Annotated in this window: 19 protein-coding genes; 13 read left to right on the top strand and 6 right to left on the bottom strand. The window is 66.4% G+C overall.

Annotated features, from left to right (window positions below; all coding sequences use genetic code 11):
- Position 1: 1 nt before the first annotated feature.
- The 4 genes from CLM73_RS14975 (at position 2) to CLM73_RS14960 (ending at position 4415) form a co-directional block, all read left to right on the top strand.
- A complete protein-coding gene (locus tag CLM73_RS14975; RefSeq protein ID WP_234015637.1) occupies positions 2-2107 on the top strand; it encodes a TonB-dependent receptor in 2106 nt (701 codons plus the stop codon).
- An 88-nt stretch (positions 2108-2195) separates the two neighbouring features.
- On the top strand, positions 2196-2498 hold the full coding sequence (locus tag CLM73_RS14970; protein WP_105239094.1) for a hypothetical protein: 303 nt from the start codon (positions 2196-2198) through the stop codon (positions 2496-2498).
- Positions 2485-2775, top strand: a complete 291-nt coding sequence (locus CLM73_RS14965) for a hypothetical protein (RefSeq protein ID WP_105239093.1) — start codon at positions 2485-2487, stop codon at positions 2773-2775. The genes CLM73_RS14970 and CLM73_RS14965 overlap by 14 nt, the downstream gene beginning before the upstream one ends.
- 17 nt (positions 2776-2792) lie before the next feature.
- Entirely contained in the window at positions 2793-4415 is a 1623-nt protein-coding gene (locus CLM73_RS14960) for a PepSY-associated TM helix domain-containing protein (protein ID WP_105239092.1), read from the top strand.
- Here CLM73_RS14960 and CLM73_RS14955 read toward each other — a convergent pair.
- Positions 4400-4918, bottom strand: a complete 519-nt coding sequence (locus tag CLM73_RS14955; RefSeq protein WP_234015636.1) for a hypothetical protein — start codon at positions 4916-4918, stop codon at positions 4400-4402. The genes CLM73_RS14960 and CLM73_RS14955 overlap by 16 nt on opposite strands.
- A 345-nt stretch (positions 4919-5263) precedes the next feature.
- Between CLM73_RS14955 and CLM73_RS14950 the strand changes: the two genes are divergently transcribed.
- The 3 genes from CLM73_RS14950 (at position 5264) to CLM73_RS14940 (ending at position 7612) form a co-directional block, all read left to right on the top strand.
- The gene (locus CLM73_RS14950; protein ID WP_234015635.1) at positions 5264-6097 is read left to right on the top strand and encodes a DUF4189 domain-containing protein; all 834 of its coding nucleotides are present in this window, start codon (positions 5264-5266) and stop codon (positions 6095-6097) included.
- 227 nt (positions 6098-6324) lie between these two features.
- On the top strand, positions 6325-6672 hold the full coding sequence (locus CLM73_RS14945) for a VOC family protein (protein ID WP_105239090.1): 348 nt from the start codon (positions 6325-6327) through the stop codon (positions 6670-6672).
- Positions 6673-6682: 10 nt separating this feature from the next.
- The gene (locus tag CLM73_RS14940) at positions 6683-7612 is read left to right on the top strand and encodes a CysB family HTH-type transcriptional regulator (RefSeq protein ID WP_105239089.1); all 930 of its coding nucleotides are present in this window, start codon (positions 6683-6685) and stop codon (positions 7610-7612) included.
- Positions 7613-7681: 69 nt separating this feature from the next.
- On the opposite strand, the gene CLM73_RS14935 is transcribed toward CLM73_RS14940, so the two are convergent.
- The 4 genes from CLM73_RS14935 to CLM73_RS14920 all read right to left on the bottom strand — a co-directional run bounded on the left by CLM73_RS14935 (position 7682) and on the right by CLM73_RS14920 (position 11773).
- A complete protein-coding gene (locus CLM73_RS14935; RefSeq protein ID WP_056561527.1) occupies positions 7682-8518 on the bottom strand; it encodes an alpha/beta fold hydrolase in 837 nt (278 codons plus the stop codon).
- A gap of 146 nt (positions 8519-8664) precedes the next feature.
- Positions 8665-9045 carry a response regulator transcription factor gene (locus CLM73_RS14930; protein ID WP_105239088.1) on the bottom strand — a complete coding sequence of 127 codons (381 nt, stop codon included), beginning with the start codon at positions 9043-9045 and terminating at the stop codon, positions 8665-8667.
- A gap of 116 nt (positions 9046-9161) precedes the next feature.
- Positions 9162-9812, bottom strand: coding sequence for a response regulator transcription factor (locus CLM73_RS14925; RefSeq protein WP_105239087.1), 651 nt, complete (start codon positions 9810-9812; stop codon positions 9162-9164).
- Positions 9809-11773, bottom strand: a complete 1965-nt coding sequence (locus tag CLM73_RS14920; RefSeq protein ID WP_199778148.1) for a PAS domain-containing sensor histidine kinase — start codon at positions 11771-11773, stop codon at positions 9809-9811. Before CLM73_RS14920 ends, CLM73_RS14925 begins: the two co-directional genes overlap by 4 nt.
- Before the next feature lie 226 nt (positions 11774-11999).
- On the opposite strand from CLM73_RS14920, the gene CLM73_RS14915 reads away from it, so the two are divergent.
- From CLM73_RS14915 to CLM73_RS14890, 6 genes are all read left to right on the top strand, one after another.
- On the top strand, positions 12000-12518 hold the full coding sequence (locus tag CLM73_RS14915) for a Dps family protein (protein ID WP_105239085.1): 519 nt from the start codon (positions 12000-12002) through the stop codon (positions 12516-12518).
- A 64-nt stretch (positions 12519-12582) separates the two neighbouring features.
- The gene (locus CLM73_RS14910) at positions 12583-13086 is read left to right on the top strand and encodes a redoxin domain-containing protein (RefSeq protein ID WP_105239084.1); all 504 of its coding nucleotides are present in this window, start codon (positions 12583-12585) and stop codon (positions 13084-13086) included.
- Entirely contained in the window at positions 13083-13622 is a 540-nt protein-coding gene (locus CLM73_RS14905) for a DsbA family protein (RefSeq protein WP_105239083.1), read from the top strand. Before CLM73_RS14910 ends, CLM73_RS14905 begins: the two co-directional genes overlap by 4 nt.
- A gap of 140 nt (positions 13623-13762) precedes the next feature.
- Positions 13763-15328 carry a hypothetical protein gene (locus tag CLM73_RS14900; RefSeq protein WP_105239082.1) on the top strand — a complete coding sequence of 522 codons (1566 nt, stop codon included), beginning with the start codon at positions 13763-13765 and terminating at the stop codon, positions 15326-15328.
- Between the two features lie 163 nt (positions 15329-15491).
- The gene (locus CLM73_RS14895) at positions 15492-16418 is read left to right on the top strand and encodes a sulfurtransferase (RefSeq protein ID WP_105239081.1); all 927 of its coding nucleotides are present in this window, start codon (positions 15492-15494) and stop codon (positions 16416-16418) included.
- Positions 16419-16454: 36 nt separating this feature from the next.
- Positions 16455-17609, top strand: a complete 1155-nt coding sequence (locus CLM73_RS14890; RefSeq protein WP_105241541.1) for a YeeE/YedE family protein — start codon at positions 16455-16457, stop codon at positions 17607-17609.
- Here the strand turns inward: CLM73_RS14890 and CLM73_RS14885 are convergent.
- The gene (locus tag CLM73_RS14885) at positions 17602-18090 is read right to left on the bottom strand and encodes a GlcG/HbpS family heme-binding protein (RefSeq protein ID WP_105241540.1); all 489 of its coding nucleotides are present in this window, start codon (positions 18088-18090) and stop codon (positions 17602-17604) included. The two genes, CLM73_RS14890 and CLM73_RS14885, sit on opposite strands and share 8 nt — an antisense overlap.
- Between the last annotated feature and the right edge of the window lie 67 nt (positions 18091-18157).

Raw genomic sequence — 18157 nt, 5'->3', positions numbered from 1 at the left:
GATGTTGCCGCTGCACGCGGCGTACGCGCAGGACGCGCAGCAGGCGACCACGCTGCAGCCCGTCACCGTGACCGCCGGCGCCGTGGGCGACGGGGATTTGCCGCCGGTCTATGCCGGGGGGCAGGTCGCCGAAGGCGCGCGGCTCGGCCTGATGGGAAACCAGTCGGTCATGGACACGCCGTTCAACGTCACCAGCTATACGTCCGAACTCATCAAGAACCAGCAGGCGCGCACGCTGGCCGACGTGATGGCGAACGATCCGTCGGTACGGTTCACGACCTCCAGCGGCCACGCTTACGAGAACTTCCGCATCCGGGGCTTCGACGTCAACCAGAACGATGTGGCCATCAACGGCATGTACGGCCTGGCGCCCATGGGCCGAACGCCCGTGGAATTTGTCGAGCGGGTTGAAGTGCTGAAGGGACCCAATGCGCTGTTCAGCGGCATGGCGCCCAGCGGCGCGGTCGGCGGAACGGTCAATCTGGTCACCAAGCGCGCGACCGACACGCCCACGGCCACGTTCGGCGTGGACTGGCTGTCCGATGGGCAACTGGGCACCACGATCGACGCCGGCCGGCGCTTTGGCGCCCGCAACGAATGGGGCGCGCGCGTCAACGGTTCGTTCAGCGACGGCGCCACCACGCTGGACGGCCAGTCCAGAAAGCGCGAATTCCTCTCGGCGGGCCTGGATTACCGGGGCAGCGCGCTGACGGCATCCATCGACGCCTACCACAGCCAGGAATCGTTCACGGGCGGCACGCCAGCGATGTTCTGGTTCGCGAGCCCGGTGGTGCCGGTGGCGCCCGATCCCCGCATCAACCAGTTCAGCACCGCGTACGGCAGCATCCAGAGCAACGCCGTCATGGGCCAGGCCGAGTACCGCTTCAACGAGCACGTGTCGGCGTTCGCGGGCGTGGGCCGGCGCGACAGCGACCAGTCCGGCCTCATCAACGGCACGCATGCCCGGCAGATCCAGCCCAACGGCGATTTCACCGGCCAGATCGTGGGCCAGCGCGCCTACACCGACGCCACAACCGCCGAGGGCGGCCTGCGCACGCGCTTCAAGACGGGCAGCGTCGGCCATGAACTCGTGCTGCAGGCGTCCTACTTGAAGCTCGAGGACGGATCGGCTACCGGTCCCGCTTCGGTATTCCGGTCCAACATCTACGACCCCATCACGCCGGTCATGCCGGCGCTGCCGGGCAGCCCGCCCAAGACCAGCGAGAACACGCTGACCAGCCTGGCGCTGGTCGACACCATGTCGTTCCTGGACGACAAGCTGCGCGTGACCGGCGGCGTGCGCAACCAGCGCGTGAAGACCAGCAACTTCGACAAGACCGGCAAGACCACGGCGCGCTACGACAAAGACGCCGTGACGCCGGCCGTGGCTGTTGTCGTCAAGCCGTGGGGACCCGACCTCTCGTTCTACGCCAATTACGTCGAGGGACTGAGCAAGGGCGACAGCGTCACCGACACCACTGCAACCAACTTCGGCGAAGTCTTCGCGCCCTACAAGACCAAGCAGAAGGAACTGGGCGTGAAGTGGAACGCCGGCACCTTCACCAACACGTTGGCGCTCTTCGAGATCGACAAGCCCATGCTCGTGACCGAAGGCTCGACGGCGCGGCCCACGTATGCGGACGGCGGTGAAAAGCGCGTGCGGGGCGTGGAGTGGAATACGTTTGGCGAGATCGCGCAGGGCGTGCGCGTGCTGGGCGGCGTCACGTACACGCAGGGCACGCAGGTCAAGACCTCGTATGGCCGCTACAACGGCAACACCGCCGTCGGCGCGCCGCGCTGGCAGGTCAACACCGGTGTGGAATGGGATACGCCGTGGGTGCCCGGCCTGACGCTGACCGGACGCATCCAGGCGACGTCGCGCCAGTACGCGGATTCGGCCAACAACATCGAGATCCCCGGCTGGGGCCAGGTTGACCTGGGCGCGCGCTATGCCACGCAGGTCAACGGCCGCGACGTGGTGCTGCGCTTGAACGTCAACAACGTGTTCAACAAGTATTACTACGCGGGCATCTTCAGCGACACCACGCCGATTGCGACGCTGGGACCGGCCCGCAGCGTCATGGCGTCCGCGGCGATCACGTTCTAACGCGCGTTCCACATGGCATCCGCCGCGCCCTCGGCTCCATCAATCGGGGCGCGCGGCGGACCCACACATCATTCATTCCGGGGCGCCCATGCCTGTCCTCATCCTTGCCAGCCTGATTGCCGTGTGCGCCGGCTGCATTTGCATTTATCGCGCATCGCCCAACCAGCAGTGGGCAAGCGCACCTTGGGCCGCCGTACCCGCCCGCACGGCAGGCATTGCGCTGCTGGCACTGGGCGGCTGGGGGTGCCTTTACGGATTCACCGTGGTGACGGCAGTGTTCGTGTTCTGTACGGCGCTGATGCTGTTTTTCTGCCTGATTCCGTATCTGGCGGTACTGCGCCGGATATACGGCGGGAGCATGCAGCGGGGAGAACGCGATGAAGCCCGCTAAGCCCGCGCCCATTCAGCGTGACTGGGTCTCAAAGAGCCTGGCCGGCGCGGTGTTGGGATTCGCGATCGCCATGGGCGCCAGCGCGCTGCTCGCCGCGTTGACTTCCGCCGTTCCGCTTGCGACCCGCTCGCAGCTTGCCATGTGGCTGGTGCCGCCCGTGTGGCTGGGCATCGCGTCCACCGTTTACTTTTTCGGCAGCGGTCTGCGCGCCTGGTGCTGGCTGGGCGGGACCTGCCTGGCGCTGTACGGCGGGCTGTACGCGGCCGGCGCGCTTTAAGCAGGGGGATCGCCATCATGCGAGCCGACTACATCCGCATCTATAAATCCGTCCACACCTGGACCGGCATCCTGACCGGCATGGCGCTGTTCATCGCGTTCTACGCGGGCGCGCTGACCCTGTTCAAGGAACCCATCGCGCGCTGGGCGTCGCCGCGGCCGGACGTGGCGATGGCGCCGCTTGACTCTGCGCCCGACCTGATCGCCAGGACGCTGGCGGCGCGGCCCGACGTGGCCAAGGGCTTCACCATCTATCTCCAGCCCACCGAAAACGTGCCCGCGCGCATGGCCTGGGAAGTGCGCGACCCGCAAGCCGACGACCATGACGAATCTTCCGTGCGGCATTATGCCGCGCGTCTGGACACGGGCGGGGCCGTGCAGATCGGCGAGGTCGCGCCCAGCGGGCTGGGCAGTTTCATCGACGTGCTGCATCGCGTGGTGGGTCTGCCGGCCGACAGCGATCCCAACCGCTGGTTCATGGGCGTGGTCGCGTCGTTGTATGCGATCGCGCTGGTGTCCGGCGTGATCGTTCTGCTTCCTTCGCTGGTCAAGGATTTCTTCGCGCTGCGCGTGGGCAAGAACCGCAAACGCATGTGGCTGGACGCGCACAACGTGGTGGGCATTGTTTCGTTGCCGTTCCATATCGTGATGGCGCTCAGTTCTGTGGTGTTCGCCTTTCATGACGGGATCTACGACATTCAGGACCGGCTGATGTACGCCGGTAAGCTGGAATCGGTTTTCCAGCGGGGCGGTGGGGCCGCGCCCGATGCCGCGCCGCGCGATCCGTCGGCCATGCTGACGCCGCAGGCATTGCTGCAGCATGCGCGCAAGGTATCGCCAACGTTCGAGCCCGCCGCGTTGCAGTACACGCAGGTGACCGCGCCTCGCGCCGTCGTCCGCATCTGGGGCAAGGACCCGGCCGCGGTGTCGCCGCGCGCCCGCGGCGGCTTCGTGGCGATGGACCCGTACAGCGGCAAGCTGCTCAACACCGACTACCTGCCGGGCCGCCAGGATGCGGCCAACCTGTGGGTCAGCAGCTTCTTCGCCTTGCACATGGCGTCCTTCGGCGGGGCGGCGGTGCAGTGGCTGTATTTCGTGCTGGGGCTGGCGGGCGCGTGGCTGTTCTACAGCGGCAACCTGCTCTGGATCGAATCGCGCCGCAAGCGCACGGACCGGCGCACCGGCGCGGTGCCGGTGCAGCGGCTCGATACGCGGTTGATGGCGTCCGCGACCGTGGGCGTGTGCCTGGGCAGCGTGTGCGGCATTTCACTCATGATGATCGCCGCCAAGGGTTTGCAGGGGCACGTCGCCGACCTGGACGCGTGGATCAAAGGGACGTACTACGCGGCGTTCTTTGCTGCCATCGCCTGGTCGTTCCTGCGTGGCGGTGCAGCGGCGGCGGTGCATCTGCTATGGCTGGCGGCCGCGTTCACATTGGCAATTCCGTTGACCTCGCTGCTGGGCATGATGGCGCCGTCAACCGGCTTGTGGGCGCACACGTCGGCCGCAACGCTGGGCGTGGATGCGACGGCGCTGGTTATGGCGCTGGGCTTCGCGTGGATGGCGGCCGCCACGCATCGGAGGCTGGCGCGTGGCGAAGCAGATAGCGCGTGGGCGCCCCGTCCTCACTTCACCACGTAATTCTTCGCCTCGGCCTCGCCCGCCCACTTGCGCAGCGCGCTAATGAACTCCGGGCACACGTTGCCGTCGACGCTGGTGTCGGTGATGACGCTGTCCTGCATCCGCATCAGCACCTTGCATTCGTAGACGCGCGAGCGGTTGGCGTAGTGGCCGGTGCTGCTGTTCTGGAACACCGGCGTGGCCGCCGTGGTGTTGGTGGCGGGAATCATGCCCACGACCTGCTGGCTGGTGCTGTCGACCACCCACTCGGTGTAGGGGGCGGACTGGTAGTCCGACCATTCCAGTTCCATTGTGTTGCCGACCGGCCGGATTCTGGAAGGCTCGCCCAGCGCGGCGATCGCGTCGTCGATGGAGCGACCCTCCATGTTCTTGGCCACGTTCACGCTGGGCGAAAACGACAGGCCCGATTTGAAGACCTGGCTCAGCGACGGCATCGTGGAGCTGCCGCCGGTGGGCATGGGCGCGCAACCGGCAAGGCCCAGCGTGACGAGCAGGCCGGTCAACAGTAGGAACTTCCCGCGATTTTGGTTGGAATGCTGTGTCGGCTTCATGGTGTGTGGTCCAGGCTCCCGGGTGGCAGGTCCCTCGACAGGCGAGGACACGGCGCCGATTGTTTCTGTTCGTGACGGGGCTGCAATGGCGCCCGAGGCGGCAGTTTGCGCGGCCAATACGAGGAAGGCTGCGTCAGAAAGTGCGACATTTTTACCGAAAAAAGGGGCCAGAGTTCGCAAGCCAACGTGTGAAATTTGTTACCTAATATGCCCGCCGAACAACACCATAGAGGGACGGACCCCAGGACCGCTGCGCTAACATCGTCCCCGCCCAATCCACTGGATTTCACGACGATCATGCCCGCTCGCTTTCAATTCCTGATCCGCGTCGCATTTGCCGCTTTGGCCCTGGTGGCGGGGCTGGCTTCTCCCACGGCGCACGCCGCCGAAAAGCTCTACGGCGGCATCGCCACCGACGGCAAGCATTCCCGGATTTTCTGGGTGCTGCCGGAAACCGATGGCAAGGCGGCCGAAGCCGCTGCGCTGGCCGAGTGCCGCAAGGCCGGCGGCAAGGAGTGCAAGGTGTTGAGCTGGTTTTCGGACAGCTGCATGGTTTACGCGCGCAACTCCGTGCAGGATCTGTTCCCGGGCAACAGCGTGTCGCCCGAGATGGCCGCCAAGAAGGCGATCCGGCGCTGCACGGCCGGCAGCCCCGATGGAAAATGCCGCCTGACCACCATGCCGCTGTGCGTGGGTCCGGGCTACAGCGCGGCCGACATGCAGGCGCCCGTCAAGGCCACGCCCGCCGATCTGGAACGCCTGTCGGCCAAGCTGAACCAGCGCGAATACTGGGGCGCCATTGCCGAGAACGAAGACGGCGGACTCGTCTATGCCGACGGCTATCCCAACGAGAACGATGCGCTGTCCAAGCTGCTGGATTGGGAAGACTGCAAGGGCTGCCGCAAGGTGCTGACGTACACCGACAGCTGCGTCGGTCTCGCGTGGCCCAAGGGCGCCAAGGGGCGCGGCACCAACTTCACCGTCCTCAACCCGGATCCGAAGACGGCCCGCGATGAGTCGCGCGCCGCCTGCTCAGCCAAGACCGGCAGCCCCGCCTGCGTGGCGATGGTGCGATGCTCGGGCCGCCCGTATATCGACGGCTATGCGGGCGAGGGCCAAAAACCGAACTGACGTCGGCGCGCGATGCCGCTTGCAATACAAACGGGCCTGCGGGCCCGTTTTTGTTGTTGAAGCCGCCGCGTGGCGCGTTACGCCAATGCGAGCAAGCGCTCGGCGCACATATGCAAATAAGCCGGCGTCTTTAAGGCTTCTGGCAATGTCCAAGCAATTACAACCTCTTTGTCTGGTTGTACTTGCGCGGCCTAGAATCAGCCCTGTTCCATAGCAGGCGGCAGGGCATGTCATCGCGACTTTCGATCGAATCGGTACAGCTATCATTCTTGTCGCAACGGCACCAGGCCGTGCGCGATTTCTACCGGCGGATCATCGGGTTGGAAGAGGTGCAGGGCGACGGTGACCGGCTGCGCTTCGTGCTGGGCGACGCCACGTTGTCGCTGTCTCCGGTGGATGAAGTGAGCCGTGCGGTCAAGCCCGACTACCTGGCCATCAAGGCCAGCGCATACGACGACATCCTGTCGCGCCTGCAGCTGGCGGGCCATCATCCGGTGTGCTCGCTGCCCGATGTGCTGCCGCGCGTCATGTATGTGAAGGATCCCTCCGGCAACCAGTTGGCCATCCTGGACTGAGGCGCGCACGATGAACTTCCAGCAATTGCGATCCGTGCGCGAAGCCGTGCGCCGCGACTTCAACCTGACCGACGTCTCTGAAAGCCTGCACACCTCCCAGCCTGGTGTCAGCCGGCAGATCCGCGAACTGGAAGAAGAGGTGGGCGTCGATATCTTCGTGCGTTCGGGCAAGCGCCTGATTGGACTGACGCCGCCAGGCGAATTGATCCTGCCGCTGGTGGAGCAGATCCTTCAGGCCGCCGACAACATCCGCCACGCGGGTGCGGAATACGCGGACAGCCGGACAGGCGTGCTGTCGATCGCGGCCACGCACTCGCAGGCGCGCTATGCCTTGCCGCCCGTCATCAAGGAGTTTCGCCAGCGCTACCCCGAGGTCGTGTTGCATCTGCACCAGGGGTCGCCCAGACAGGTCTCGGAGATGCTGCTCGAAGGCGAGGCCGACATCGGCGTCGCGACCGAAGCCGTGGCGGACTACCCAGGCCTGGTGAACCTGCCGTGCTACCGGTGGAGCCACAGCGTCATCGTGCCGCGGAGCCACCCGCTGGCGCGCCAGCACGATGGCGTCACGCTGTCGCAGCTATCGCGCTATCCCATCATCACGTATGGGCGCGGCTACACGGGCCGCGCGCATATCGACGAAGCCTTTGCACGCGCCGGCATCACGCCCGACATCGTCATGACCGCGATGGATGCGGATGTGATCAAGACGTACGTGGAACTGGAATTGGGCGTCGGCATCGTGGCCGCGGTGGCCTGGGACGCCGAGCGCGACAGCCGGCTGTGCGCCATTGATGCGCGGCATCTGTTCGAGATCAACCTGACGCGGCTGGCGATCCGGCGCGGCGCATGGCTGCGCGGCTACGCCTTTCATTTCGTGGAGATGTTCGTGCCCACGCTGACACGGGAAGTGGTGGAGCGCGAGCTGAAGGGCGAGGGCTGATGCCGTCGTCTTGGGGGCGAAAAAAAAGGAAGGCGCAGCGCCTTCCTTTTTCATTCCGCGATTGCCGGATCAGCCCTTGATGAACGCCAGCAAGTCCGCGTTGATCACGTCCGCATGCGTCGTCAGCATGCCGTGCGGGAAGCCGGGGTACACCTTCAGCGTGCCGTTCTTGAGCAGCTTGACCGACAGGCGCGATGCGTCGTCGATCGGCACGATCTGGTCGTCGTCGCCATGCAGGACCAGCGTCGGAACGCTGATGGCCTTCAGGTCTTCGGTCTGGTCGGTTTCGGAGAAGGCCTTGATGCCTTCGTAGTGCGCCTTGGCGCCGCCGATCATGCCCTGGCGCCACCAGTTGTTGATCACGCCCTGCGAGACCTTGGCGCCGTCGCGGTTGAAACCATAGAACGGGCCCGAGGCGACATCCAGGAAGAACTGTGCGCGGTTGTCGGCCAGCGCCTTGCGGAAGCCGTCGAACACTTCGATGGGCGTGCCGCCCGGATTGGACTCGGTCTTGACCATCAGCGGCGGGACGGCGCTGACCAGCACGGCTTTGGCGACGCGGCCCTGCGGCTCGCCATGGCGGGCGACGTAGCGGGCGACTTCGCCGCCGCCTGTCGAGTGGCCGATGTGCACGGCGTTGCGCAGATCCAGATGCTGAACCACGGCGGCGGCATCCGCGGCGTAGTGGTCCATGTCGTGGCCGTCGCTGACCTGGGTCGAGCGGCCGTGGCCGCGGCGGTCGTGTGCAATCACGCGATAGCCCTGGGCGAGGAAGAACAGCATCTGTGCATCCCAGTCATCGCTGGACAGCGGCCAGCCATGGTGGAACATGATGGGCTGGGCCGTCTTGGGGCCCCAGTCCTTGAAGAAGATTTCAACGCCGTCGGGGGTGGTGATTGTGCTCATGTCGGATTCTCCGGGGGTTAGTTGGACCGCAGGGATAGACTAGGGCCTTATGCGCCGCCGGGACATCCTACGCTGGGCTTGGCGCGTCATACAAAGGTATATGCAGGGGTTCGTGGCGGATGTGTCCAATCCGCCACCACCTGCGATCACGCGGACTGGGCGCCTTGCAGCGCGTCCGCCACGCATCGCGCCATGGCTTCGCCGTCCACCGGCTTGTCCAGGTAGGCACAGGCGCCCAGGGCCAGCAGCCGCTGCCGCGCCGCCTCGGTGGGGAAGGCCGTCATGAAGATCAGGGGAAAGCGGCGCCCGGCCGCGATCAGCTCGGCCTGGAGCTGATCGCCCGTCATGGGCGACATCTGGACATCGGTGATCATGCAGTCCGGATCGCTGCCGCGCGGGTCGTTCAGGAACTCGGGTCCCGAGCCGTAGGGCCGGACCTCGTAACCGAGGGAGCGCAGCAGGCTGCACAGCGCGATCCTGACCCCATCGTCGTCGTCGACCACCGCGATAGTGGGAGTGTGATTCATGTAAGAAAATCCTTCGGGCCTGTCGGATCACGATACGCATCCGATGCCCGGCAGGTTCCTTTATGAACCTTTGCGACGGCCTCGAAAATCATACGGAGGTTTGTCCCATCCACGGGTCAGGGCGCGGAAATGCCCAGCGCCTCGGCGTGGCGGACCAGATCGGCAAGCGATCGGACCCCCATCTTGCGCATGACGTGGCCGCGGTGAATCTTGACGGTGATCTCGCTCAGGCCGATCAGGCCCGCCACCTGTTTGTTCATCAGGCCCGACACCACGTGCGCCATGACTTCGCGTTCGCGCGGGGTCAGGGTCTCGTAGCGGGCGCGCAGGCCGTCCATGGCCGCATCGCGGGAACGGCGCTGGGTGTCGCGTTCGATGGCGGCCGAAACCGCATCCAGCATGTCCTGTTCGCGAAAAGGCTTGGACAGGAAGTCGACCGCGCCGGCCTTCATGGCGCGCACGGTCATGGGAATGTCGCCGTGGCCGGTGATGAACACGATCGGCAGGTCGATGCCTTGGCGGATGAGCTGGTCCTGGAAGTCCAGGCCGCTGATGCCCGGCAGGCGCACGTCCAGCACGATGCAGCCGGGCGCGTCGGGGATCTGGGTCTGCAGCAGTTCGGCGGGCGACGCGCACAGAGTAGTGCGCAGGCCGATCGAGCGGAACAGGCTGTCGAGCGACGCGCGCACGCTGGCTTCGTCGTCGACGACGATCACCTGCGATTGCGCGGCGGCGGGCGGTGTGCCGGGAGCGGTACGGTTGTTCATGCGGAAGGATTCCCCTGCGTGGTGGCAAGCGTCAGCGTGAAGGCAGCGCCCGCGCCAGGCGTGTTGTCGACGGTAAGGCTGCCGCCATGGGCCTGCGCCGTGGTGCGGCAGATCGGCAGGCCCATGCCCATGCCTTGCGGTTTGGTGGTGAAGAAAGGGTCGAACAGGCGTTCCAGGTCGTCGGGCGCGATGCCCGGACCGGTATCGCCCACGGTGACGGCGACCAGGCCGTCGTCGTGGCGCCGCGCGCTGACCGACAACTGGCGCGCCTGCGACTGGCCGGACATGGCCTGGCTGGCGTTGACCATCAGGTTGACCAGCACCTGCTGAAGCTGGATCCGGTCGCCCATGATGAGCGGCAGGCCCGGCTCGATGTCCACCTGCAGCGCCACGCGTTCGCGCGTGAGCTCGTGCGCGACCAGCCGCGTGGCTTCCTCGATGACGGCGCCGATATCCAACGCTGCCTGCTGCACCGGCGCCTTGCTGAGGAACGCGCGAATGCGTTTGACGATCTCGCTGGCGCGCCGGCCTTCGGAAATGATGCGTTCCATTGCCAGCTCGACCTCGTGCAGATCGGGCTGGGGACGGCGCAGCCAGCGCATGCCCGCGTCGCCGCTGGTGACGACCGCCATCAGCGGCTGATTGACCTCGTGCGCGATGGACGCGGTCAGCTCACCCAAAGTGGCGACACGCGCCGCGTGCGCCAGTTCGGTCTGCGCCAGCAGCAGGGCATCCTGCGCCTGCCTGCGTTCGGTGATGTCCACCACAAAGACCAGCACGGAGCCGCCCAGGTCGTCGGCCGGCGGGAAGGTGATCGTGAACAGCACCGGCACGCGCGAGCCGTCCGCGTGCACGACTTCGGTCTCGCCCTCGTGGAAGGCGTCGCCTTGGGCGAATGCCGTCAGCGACCGCGCAAACATGCGGTCGTCCTCGCACAGGATGTCGTCCACGGAGTAGGGCGCGCTTGGGGCGGCCGGCCGGCCCACCATGGCCAGGAACGCGGGATTCATGTCATCCACGTCGGTCAGCTTGCGCATCTGGCCGATGAATTCGGGATGCTGGGCGAGGTGGGCGGTGAGGGCGGGGCCGTCCATCAGCCCCAGGGCGGTCAACTCGGTGCGCACGGCGCGCCAGTCTTCCTGGATGACACCGATGCGGCTGGCGTCGAACATGCGGCGGTAGCGTCGTTCGCTGCTGACCAGCGCGGTGTAGGCGGCCTTGCGGTCGGTGACGTCGCGATGCGTTTCCATGACGCCGGTGACGCGGCCGTGATGATCCCGCTGCAGCACCCAGCGGCTTTCCAGCACCAGCGTCGCGCCCGCCTGAGTCTTCTGTTCGAGCGTGCCATCCCAGCTGCCGGTGGTGAGGAGCTCGGCCTCGATGGCCTCGCGCCGGTCGGGGTAGCGGGTCTGCAGCAGGTCATCGGCAACGCGCCCCAGCGCCATGCTGGCGGGCCAGCCGTAGGCGTCCTCGGCGGTGCGGTTCCAGAAGTTGATCACGCCCTGGTGGTCGCGCACGAAGATCATGTCGTGCGACAGATTGAGCAGGCGCGCCTGCGCTGCGAGCCTGCGCGTGGCGCTCTGGTTCTGCAGCGCAAGCAGCGCGGTGATGCCGATGGCCGCCAGGCTGACCAGCGCGCGGGCCGTGGGCGATCCCACATGATTCAGACCATGGGAATTCAGATAGGCCGCGATGGTGAGCACGATGCCGCCGGTGCCGGCCACGATGATGTCCAGGCGCCGGAACGTGCGCGCCGCAAGCAGCACCACCACGACATACAGCACCGCCACCGCGCCGTCGAAGTCGGTGAACGTGTCCACCAGCGCAATGACCAGCGACAGCAGCAGGGCGGCCGCGCGAAACAGGAACTGCATGCGATGCGGGCCCGCGGTCTCCGGGGCGCCGGGACGCGACTGCTGCGGCGGCTGGCCAGGTGCGCGGCCGAGTGTCGACGTGAGCAAGATCCACCTCTGGGTAAGGGCGCGCGCGTCGGGCAGGAATCCGGGGGCACGCAATGAGACCCGCACATTATCAGCGATCTTTGGAAGAAGACACGCGTATTTCCTGGGTAAACCTTGGTATGACCCGAGAAAACGATGAGCCGATTTTGCTGGCGGGTCGCCGTGGCTATTCTGGTTTCCATCGGGAATCAACACCCGAATCGTGAAGCCAACCCGGAGAAATTCCATGAACGATCTTTCGCTTCAAACCCGCATCACCGCTCCCCTGCGCACGCCCACCGATCTGGGCGCCGAGGCCAGGGTCGACATCGCCGCCGCCCTCACGGGTCTGCTGGCCGACATGTTCGCGCTGTACCTGAAGACCAAGAACTTTCACTGGCATATGTCGGGTCCGCATTTTCGCGACTACCACCTGATGCTGGACGAACAGGGCGACGAAATCTATGCCACGACCGACGTCATCGCCGAACGCGCCCGCAAGGTGGGCGGCACGACACTGCGTTCGATCGGCCACATCCAGCGCCTGCAGCGTCTTCTGGACAACGACGCCGACTACGTGACGCCCGAAGACATGCTGGCCGAACTGGCCGACGACAACCGCCGCCTGACGGGCTTCCTGCGCGCCACCCACGCCGTGTGCGAGGAACACAACGACGTTGCCTCGACCAGCCTGATCGAAAACTGGATCGACGAAGCCGAGCGCCGCACCTGGTTCCTGTACGAATCGACCCGCGCCGCACGCTGAGCCGAACCCGGTCAATTGCTGTCCTGACCCTAGCGCCGCGCGCGGCGCGTCCAGGAGACGTTTCATGTCATACGACTATCCCGCGGCCGTCCTGCCTGCCGGCACGACCGCACCGTCCTTCGCCTTGCCCGCCACGCCGGACCAGACGGTCGCGCTGGAAGAATTGCGCGGCCGGCCGCTGATCCTGGCGTTCTATCCCGCGGACTGGAGTCCCGTCTGTGGCGACCAGATGGCGCTGTACAACCAGATCCTTCCTGAATTCCACAAGGCCGGCGCGCAGCTGGTCGGCATTTCAGTGGACGGGGTCTGGTGCCACGCCGCGTTCGCCGCGGACCGCAAGCTGCATTTCCCCCTGCTGGCGGACTTCGAGCCCAAGGGCGAGGTCGCCCGGCGCTACGGGGTGTACCGCCAACAGGAGGGCATCGCCGATCGGGCGCTGTTCGTCATCGACGCCGACGGCGTCATCCGGTGGAGCTATGTGTCGCCGCTGGGCATCAACCCGGGCGCCGACGGCATCCTGGATGCGCTGGACAACCTGGCCCCCGCCTTGCAAGGAGTGCAATCATGAGCCGCCTTTTCATTCCCGTGAATGCGCAGGATCACGCCGAAGGGCCGGAAACCGCGCCCGTGACGCTGGTGGAGTATGGCGATTACGAGTGCCCGTATTGTGGCGAAGCCTATCCCGTGCTGAAGGCGGTGCAGCGGGCGCTGGGCGACCGGTTGCGCTTCGTGTTCCGCAACTTCCCCATTTCGGAACTGCATCCGGATGCGGTCGCGGCGGCGGAATTTGCCGAGGCCGCCGCGCAGGCCGGCAAGTTCTGGCAGGCGCACGACATGCTCTACGAGCGCCAGAATGCGCTCAAAGAGAGCGATCTGTTCGCCTACGGCGAGGAGATCGGCCTGTCCCCGCAAGTGCTGCACCGTGCGTTCGGCGGGGCGTTCGATTCCAAGATCGAAGTGGACTTCAGCGGCGGCGTGCGCAGCGGCGTGAACGGCACCCCCTCGCTTTTCATCAACGGCGTGCGGTATGACGGCCCGCGGGACGCGGACAGCCTGATCCACGCACTGACGCAAGCGGCGCGCGGCGCGGCGGTGCATGCGTGAACGGGTAGCGGCCGGCATCGTCCGGCCGCCGTGTTTCACGCCAGGGGCTTAAGTCTGGCGTTTTGCTGCCGTTACATTTCTCGAAGGAAACCCGGCCGGGGGGGCAGGCTTGCCCGCGGCCTCCAAGAGGAAGAGACGCCATGACATCCGTTGCCTCCATCGGCCCCGTGACCACGATCGGTCTGGCGCCGCCCGCCACCGGCGTGACCCGCGTGGGCGACAAGGCCGACATTGCGGCCGTGCCCGCATCCACGACGGTCACGCTCGGCCAGGGCTCGTCCCCCGCGCTGACCTACACCTCGCAGCCGACGGCGGCGGGCGTGGTCTGGGAGCGTGAGGCAGCGGACAAGGTCTCCTCCGTCATCGCCGATAGGATTTCCACCCGCACGCTTGCCGGGCGCCTGGAAGGCCTGGCCTCGGCGCTGCTGGATCGGTTCCAGACCGACGGCAGCAATTATTCGCAGTCGGCAAAGATGTCGCCGGGCTCAGGGGAGATCGGCGCCCTGGGCACCGTGCAGGCGGGTTCGGCCGCGCAGACCGAGGATGCCTACACGCTGCGGATCACCACGGCCAGCGGCGTGAAGGTCCAGGTCAGCCTGACCAACACCGCGGATGGCATTGGGGTGCAGATCGACGTGGCCGAGGGCGAGCTGTCCGAGACCGAGCGCAAGGCCATCGCCGGTCTATCCAAGGCGTTCCAGGACGCGGTGGACGGTCTGGCGTCGGTGCCGCCGCGCATGGCGTGGTCCAGCCTGGCCAAGTTCGATTCCGCGGTGCTGTCGTCGGTTTCGCTGCAGGCCACGACCACGACGGATGGCGTCGTCTCGCAATCCATCGATTTTTCCGCGGACAGCAAGCAGCGGTCGCTGACGATCAAGAACGCCGACGGCGTGGTGAAGGTCGACGTTGACGTCAGCAAGGCCGCGCTCTTCGGCAACGCACAGCAGCGCGCCGCGGCCGTCAGCGATTATCTGCAGCAGTTCGACGCCGCGCGCAGCCGGGGTCGGGGCGACGAGGCCTTGATGTCGGTGTTCAAGGACGCATTCGCCGAACTGCACCAGAGCTACGAAGCGGGCGCCGCCCCGTCCAGCCAGTCGCCGCGCACCGTGGCGGCCGGCTATACGTACCGCAGCCTGCTGTCGGGCGTGGCCGACTTCTCGGCCTCGATCTCGCAGACCACGGACGCGAGCAATCCGTACAAGCCCAGCGAAGTCGACCAGTTCACCTATCAGGTCTCGCAGAACAGCAGCATGAGCGGTCGGCCCTTGTTCGATCTGGGCGTCAAGCAGGAACAGCGCGCCAATCTGATCGCCAGCTTCCATACCGCGCTGACGCCGCAGCAGAAGTTGGACCTGTCCAGCGACAAGGACTCGCAGAACTACAAGTTCTTCCAGATCAAGGACGAGGTCACCAGCCAGACCGGCATCCGGTACGAGCAGGGAGCGCTGGCCGAAGCGGCCTTCACGCGTACGCGCAATCTGTCGACGCGGGTGCAGGCGTACGTGAAAGGCGAGCTGATCGAAGACACCTTGACGCCGGTGATCGAAACCCGCACGCGCGACTTGTTGTCGCTGGTCCGCGCCGCGGAACTGGAGCCTTCGGAGAGCGAGCGCCTGCAGCGTCGCGATCCGGTGGCGGCTGATGCGATGCTGCTGGGCAGGCATCTGGCACTGTCGCGCGCGGTGGCGCGGGAACGGCAGGACTGAGGGGCGTGAATCGAGCAAGGCCGCGGGCCTTGCCCGAAGCGCGAGCTGACAATCACCTGAATCGGTAATCAGAATATAAAAACAATGTCGTTCCCGGCAGGGAAGCGACCCGATATCGTCCGGATTCCAAGGGCTCGTCAGCAGCCCATTTCAGGAGAATCCGATGTCCCTACGCACTCTGCTGGCCGGCGCCTTTGCCGCAGCGACAACCCTGGCTGCAGCGCCGGCCGCGGCGCAGCACGCCAAGTATCTGGTCTCGACCGAATGGCTGGAAAAGAACCTCAATGATGCGAAGGTGCGGGTCGTGGAGGTCAGCGTCAATCCGGGGCTGTATGAACGCGGCCACATCCCGGGCGCGGCCAACGCCAGCTGGCACACCGACCTGGTCGACACCGTCAACCGCGACATCGCGCCGCCGCCGCAATTTCAGGCGCTGCTGGCCCGCTCCGGCATCAATGCGGACACCACGACAATTCTGTACGGCGACAACAACAACTGGTTCGCCGCGTGGGGCGCCTGGATCTTCGACATCTACGGCGTGGACAACGTCAAGATCCTGGACGGCGGCCGCAAGAAGTGGGAGTCCGAAGGGCGGCCCCTGTCCAACAGCGTGAAGGTCCACGCGGCCGGCACGGTCAAGGTCAAGGACGCCAACCCCGCGTTGCGCGCGCGTCTGCAGGACGTGCTGGCCGTGGCGCGCAAGGAGAAGGACGGCGTGCTCGTCGACATCCGGTCGGCGGACGAATACAACGGCAAGATCTTCGCGCCCAATGGCGTGCCGGAGCTGGCGGTGCGCGCGGGACACGTGCCGGGCGCGGTGAACGTCACCTGGAGCAAGCTGGTGGCTGAGGACGGCACGTTCAAGTCCGCGGACGAGCTCAAGGCGATCTACCAGGCGGCGGGCGTGGATGGCAGCAAGCCGATCATCACGTATTGCCGCATCGGCGAGCGCTCCAGCCATTCGTGGTTTGCGCTGAGCAAGCTGCTGGGCTACGACGTGCGCAACTATGACGGATCGTGGACGGAATACGGCAACAGCGTCGGCTCGCCCATCAGCAATCCGGCGGGCACCGTGTGGGGCAAGACCTGAGTGAACGCCTTGCGCTTTGTATCGGCCGCCGCGGTGATGGCGGCCATTTTTCTGGCGGCATGGGTCGTGTCGTCGCAGCCCGAGGGCGGACGCACCCTGTCGCTTTCCCTGTTGCTGGGCGCGGCGTTCGGTGTGGTGCTGCAGCGGTCGCGCTTTTGCTTCTATTGCATCGCGCGGGACTTCATCGAGCGCCGCGAGACCGCGGGGCTGTATGCAGTGCTGATTGCACTGGGCACGGGCGTGCTGGGCTACGCGGCTGTATTCGGAGCCTTCCTGCCCATCCCGTCCGCGGATCGCCTGCCGCCCGGCGCGCACATCGGGCCGGTCAGCCTGGCATTGGTGGCGGGCGCGTTCGTGTTCGGCGTCGGCATGCGGATTTCCGGGTCGTGCATCAGCGCGCATTTCTACCGGCTGGGCGAGGGCGCGCTGGCGTCGCCGTTCGCCTTGCTGGGTGCTGCGCTGGGCTTTGTGTTGGGGTTTGCGTCATGGAATGCGCTGTATCTGGCGCTGATCCAGGATGCGCCCGTGGTCTGGCTGCCGCGGCATCTGGGCTATGGGGGGAGTGTTCTGGTTCAGTGCGGTGTGCTGGTGGCGCTGGCGTGGGGATTGAGCCGCGCGGGGCGGCGCGCGACGTCGTCTGAGACATCCCACCCGCAATCGGCCGTGCCGCTTTGGCGCGCCGTGCTTCAGGACCGCTGGCCGCCGGCGGTGGGCGGTCTTCTGGTCGGCTTCATTGGCGTCATCGCCTACTTGCGCATTGCGCCGCTCGGCGTCACGGCCGAGTTGGGCAGCCTTGCCCGCACGGCCGCGGCGGCGTCGGGGTGGCTGCCGGACAGGCTGGAAGGGCTGGACACCTTTGCGGGCTGCGCCACCGTGGTCAAGCGCGCGCTGCTGTCGAACAACGGCGTCTTCGTGATGGCGTTGGTGGCGGGGGCGTGGGCGGCGGCATTGGCGGCGGGCGCCTTCCGGCCGCGCTTACCTTCCATGAAGGACATCGCCCGCAACGTTGCGGGCGGCGTGCTGATGGGCTGGGGCGGCATGACGGCGCTTGGCTGCACCGTCGGGACGCTGCTGTCCGGCGTGATGGCCGGCGCGGCTTCGGGATGGGTGTTCGGCGCCGCCTGCCTGGCCGGCATCTGGGCGGGGCTGCGGGTCGTCAAATCGCCCGCAGCCGTGCCGGTGCTTACTTGAACAGCGCGGCGTTCTCTTCCAGCACCGTGTCGGCGCATTGCGCGTCCAGGTTACCGCCCGGGGCGCCGGCCACGCCGATGGCGCCGATCACGCTGTTGCCGGCCTTGACGGGCACGCCGCCGCCCAGCAGCAGGAAGCCCGGAATGTCGGTCAGGTTGGCCGCGCCGGGATTCTTTTGCGCGTTTTCCATCATGGTCAGCGTGGGCGTCTTGGCCGACACCGCGGTGAAGGCCTTGGCGCGGCTGGCTTCGATGGTGTGCGGGCCGGCGTTGTCGGCGCGCGCAAAGGCCTTGAGCAGGCCGGCGCGGTCCACGACCGACGCGCTGACGTTGTAGCCCTTGGCTTGGCAGGCAGCGACGGTGGCCGTTGCGAGCTTCTGCGCATCGGCCATCGACAGGTTGTTCTCGCTCAACACGGCAGCGTTGGCGGCGCCAGCGAAAGCCAGCGTGGAGAGCAGGGCGGCAAGCGACAGTTTCTTCATGGTCTGCATCCTTTTCGGGGGTGTTGCGGTAGGAGCAGACAGTGTGGCCAAAAGGCCGCGGGCGCGG

Origin of the sequence: Achromobacter spanius, from assembly GCF_002966795.1 — a bacterium.
GTDB lineage: Bacteria > Pseudomonadota > Gammaproteobacteria > Burkholderiales > Burkholderiaceae_B > Achromobacter > Achromobacter spanius_D.
Note: the sequence above shows the minus strand (reverse complement) of the source record. Positions and strands in the feature narration are given on the sequence as shown.

What these genes read in the sequence shown, in the direction of transcription:
- CLM73_RS14975 (WP_234015637.1), top strand. Translation starts at nt 2, where the DNA reads ATGTTGCCGCTGCACGCGGCGTACGCGCAGGACGCGCAGCAGGCGACC.
- CLM73_RS14970 (WP_105239094.1), top strand. Translation starts at nt 2,196, where the DNA reads ATGCCTGTCCTCATCCTTGCCAGCCTGATTGCCGTGTGCGCCGGCTGC.
- CLM73_RS14965 (WP_105239093.1), top strand. Translation starts at nt 2,485, where the DNA reads ATGAAGCCCGCTAAGCCCGCGCCCATTCAGCGTGACTGGGTCTCAAAG.
- CLM73_RS14960 (WP_105239092.1), top strand. Translation starts at nt 2,793, where the DNA reads ATGCGAGCCGACTACATCCGCATCTATAAATCCGTCCACACCTGGACC.
- CLM73_RS14950 (WP_234015635.1), top strand. Translation starts at nt 5,264, where the DNA reads ATGCCCGCTCGCTTTCAATTCCTGATCCGCGTCGCATTTGCCGCTTTG.
- CLM73_RS14945 (WP_105239090.1), top strand. Translation starts at nt 6,325, where the DNA reads ATGTCATCGCGACTTTCGATCGAATCGGTACAGCTATCATTCTTGTCG.
- CLM73_RS14940 (WP_105239089.1), top strand. Translation starts at nt 6,683, where the DNA reads ATGAACTTCCAGCAATTGCGATCCGTGCGCGAAGCCGTGCGCCGCGAC.
- CLM73_RS14935 (WP_056561527.1), bottom strand. Translation starts at nt 8,518, where the DNA reads ATGAGCACAATCACCACCCCCGACGGCGTTGAAATCTTCTTCAAGGAC.
- CLM73_RS14930 (WP_105239088.1), bottom strand. Translation starts at nt 9,045, where the DNA reads ATGAATCACACTCCCACTATCGCGGTGGTCGACGACGACGATGGGGTC.
- CLM73_RS14925 (WP_105239087.1), bottom strand. Translation starts at nt 9,812, where the DNA reads ATGAACAACCGTACCGCTCCCGGCACACCGCCCGCCGCCGCGCAATCG.
- CLM73_RS14915 (WP_105239085.1), top strand. Translation starts at nt 12,000, where the DNA reads ATGAACGATCTTTCGCTTCAAACCCGCATCACCGCTCCCCTGCGCACG.
- CLM73_RS14910 (WP_105239084.1), top strand. Translation starts at nt 12,583, where the DNA reads ATGTCATACGACTATCCCGCGGCCGTCCTGCCTGCCGGCACGACCGCA.
- CLM73_RS14905 (WP_105239083.1), top strand. Translation starts at nt 13,083, where the DNA reads ATGAGCCGCCTTTTCATTCCCGTGAATGCGCAGGATCACGCCGAAGGG.
- CLM73_RS14900 (WP_105239082.1), top strand. Translation starts at nt 13,763, where the DNA reads ATGACATCCGTTGCCTCCATCGGCCCCGTGACCACGATCGGTCTGGCG.
- CLM73_RS14895 (WP_105239081.1), top strand. Translation starts at nt 15,492, where the DNA reads ATGTCCCTACGCACTCTGCTGGCCGGCGCCTTTGCCGCAGCGACAACC.
- CLM73_RS14890 (WP_105241541.1), top strand. Translation starts at nt 16,455, where the DNA reads ATGGCGGCCATTTTTCTGGCGGCATGGGTCGTGTCGTCGCAGCCCGAG.
- CLM73_RS14885 (WP_105241540.1), bottom strand. Translation starts at nt 18,090, where the DNA reads ATGAAGAAACTGTCGCTTGCCGCCCTGCTCTCCACGCTGGCTTTCGCT.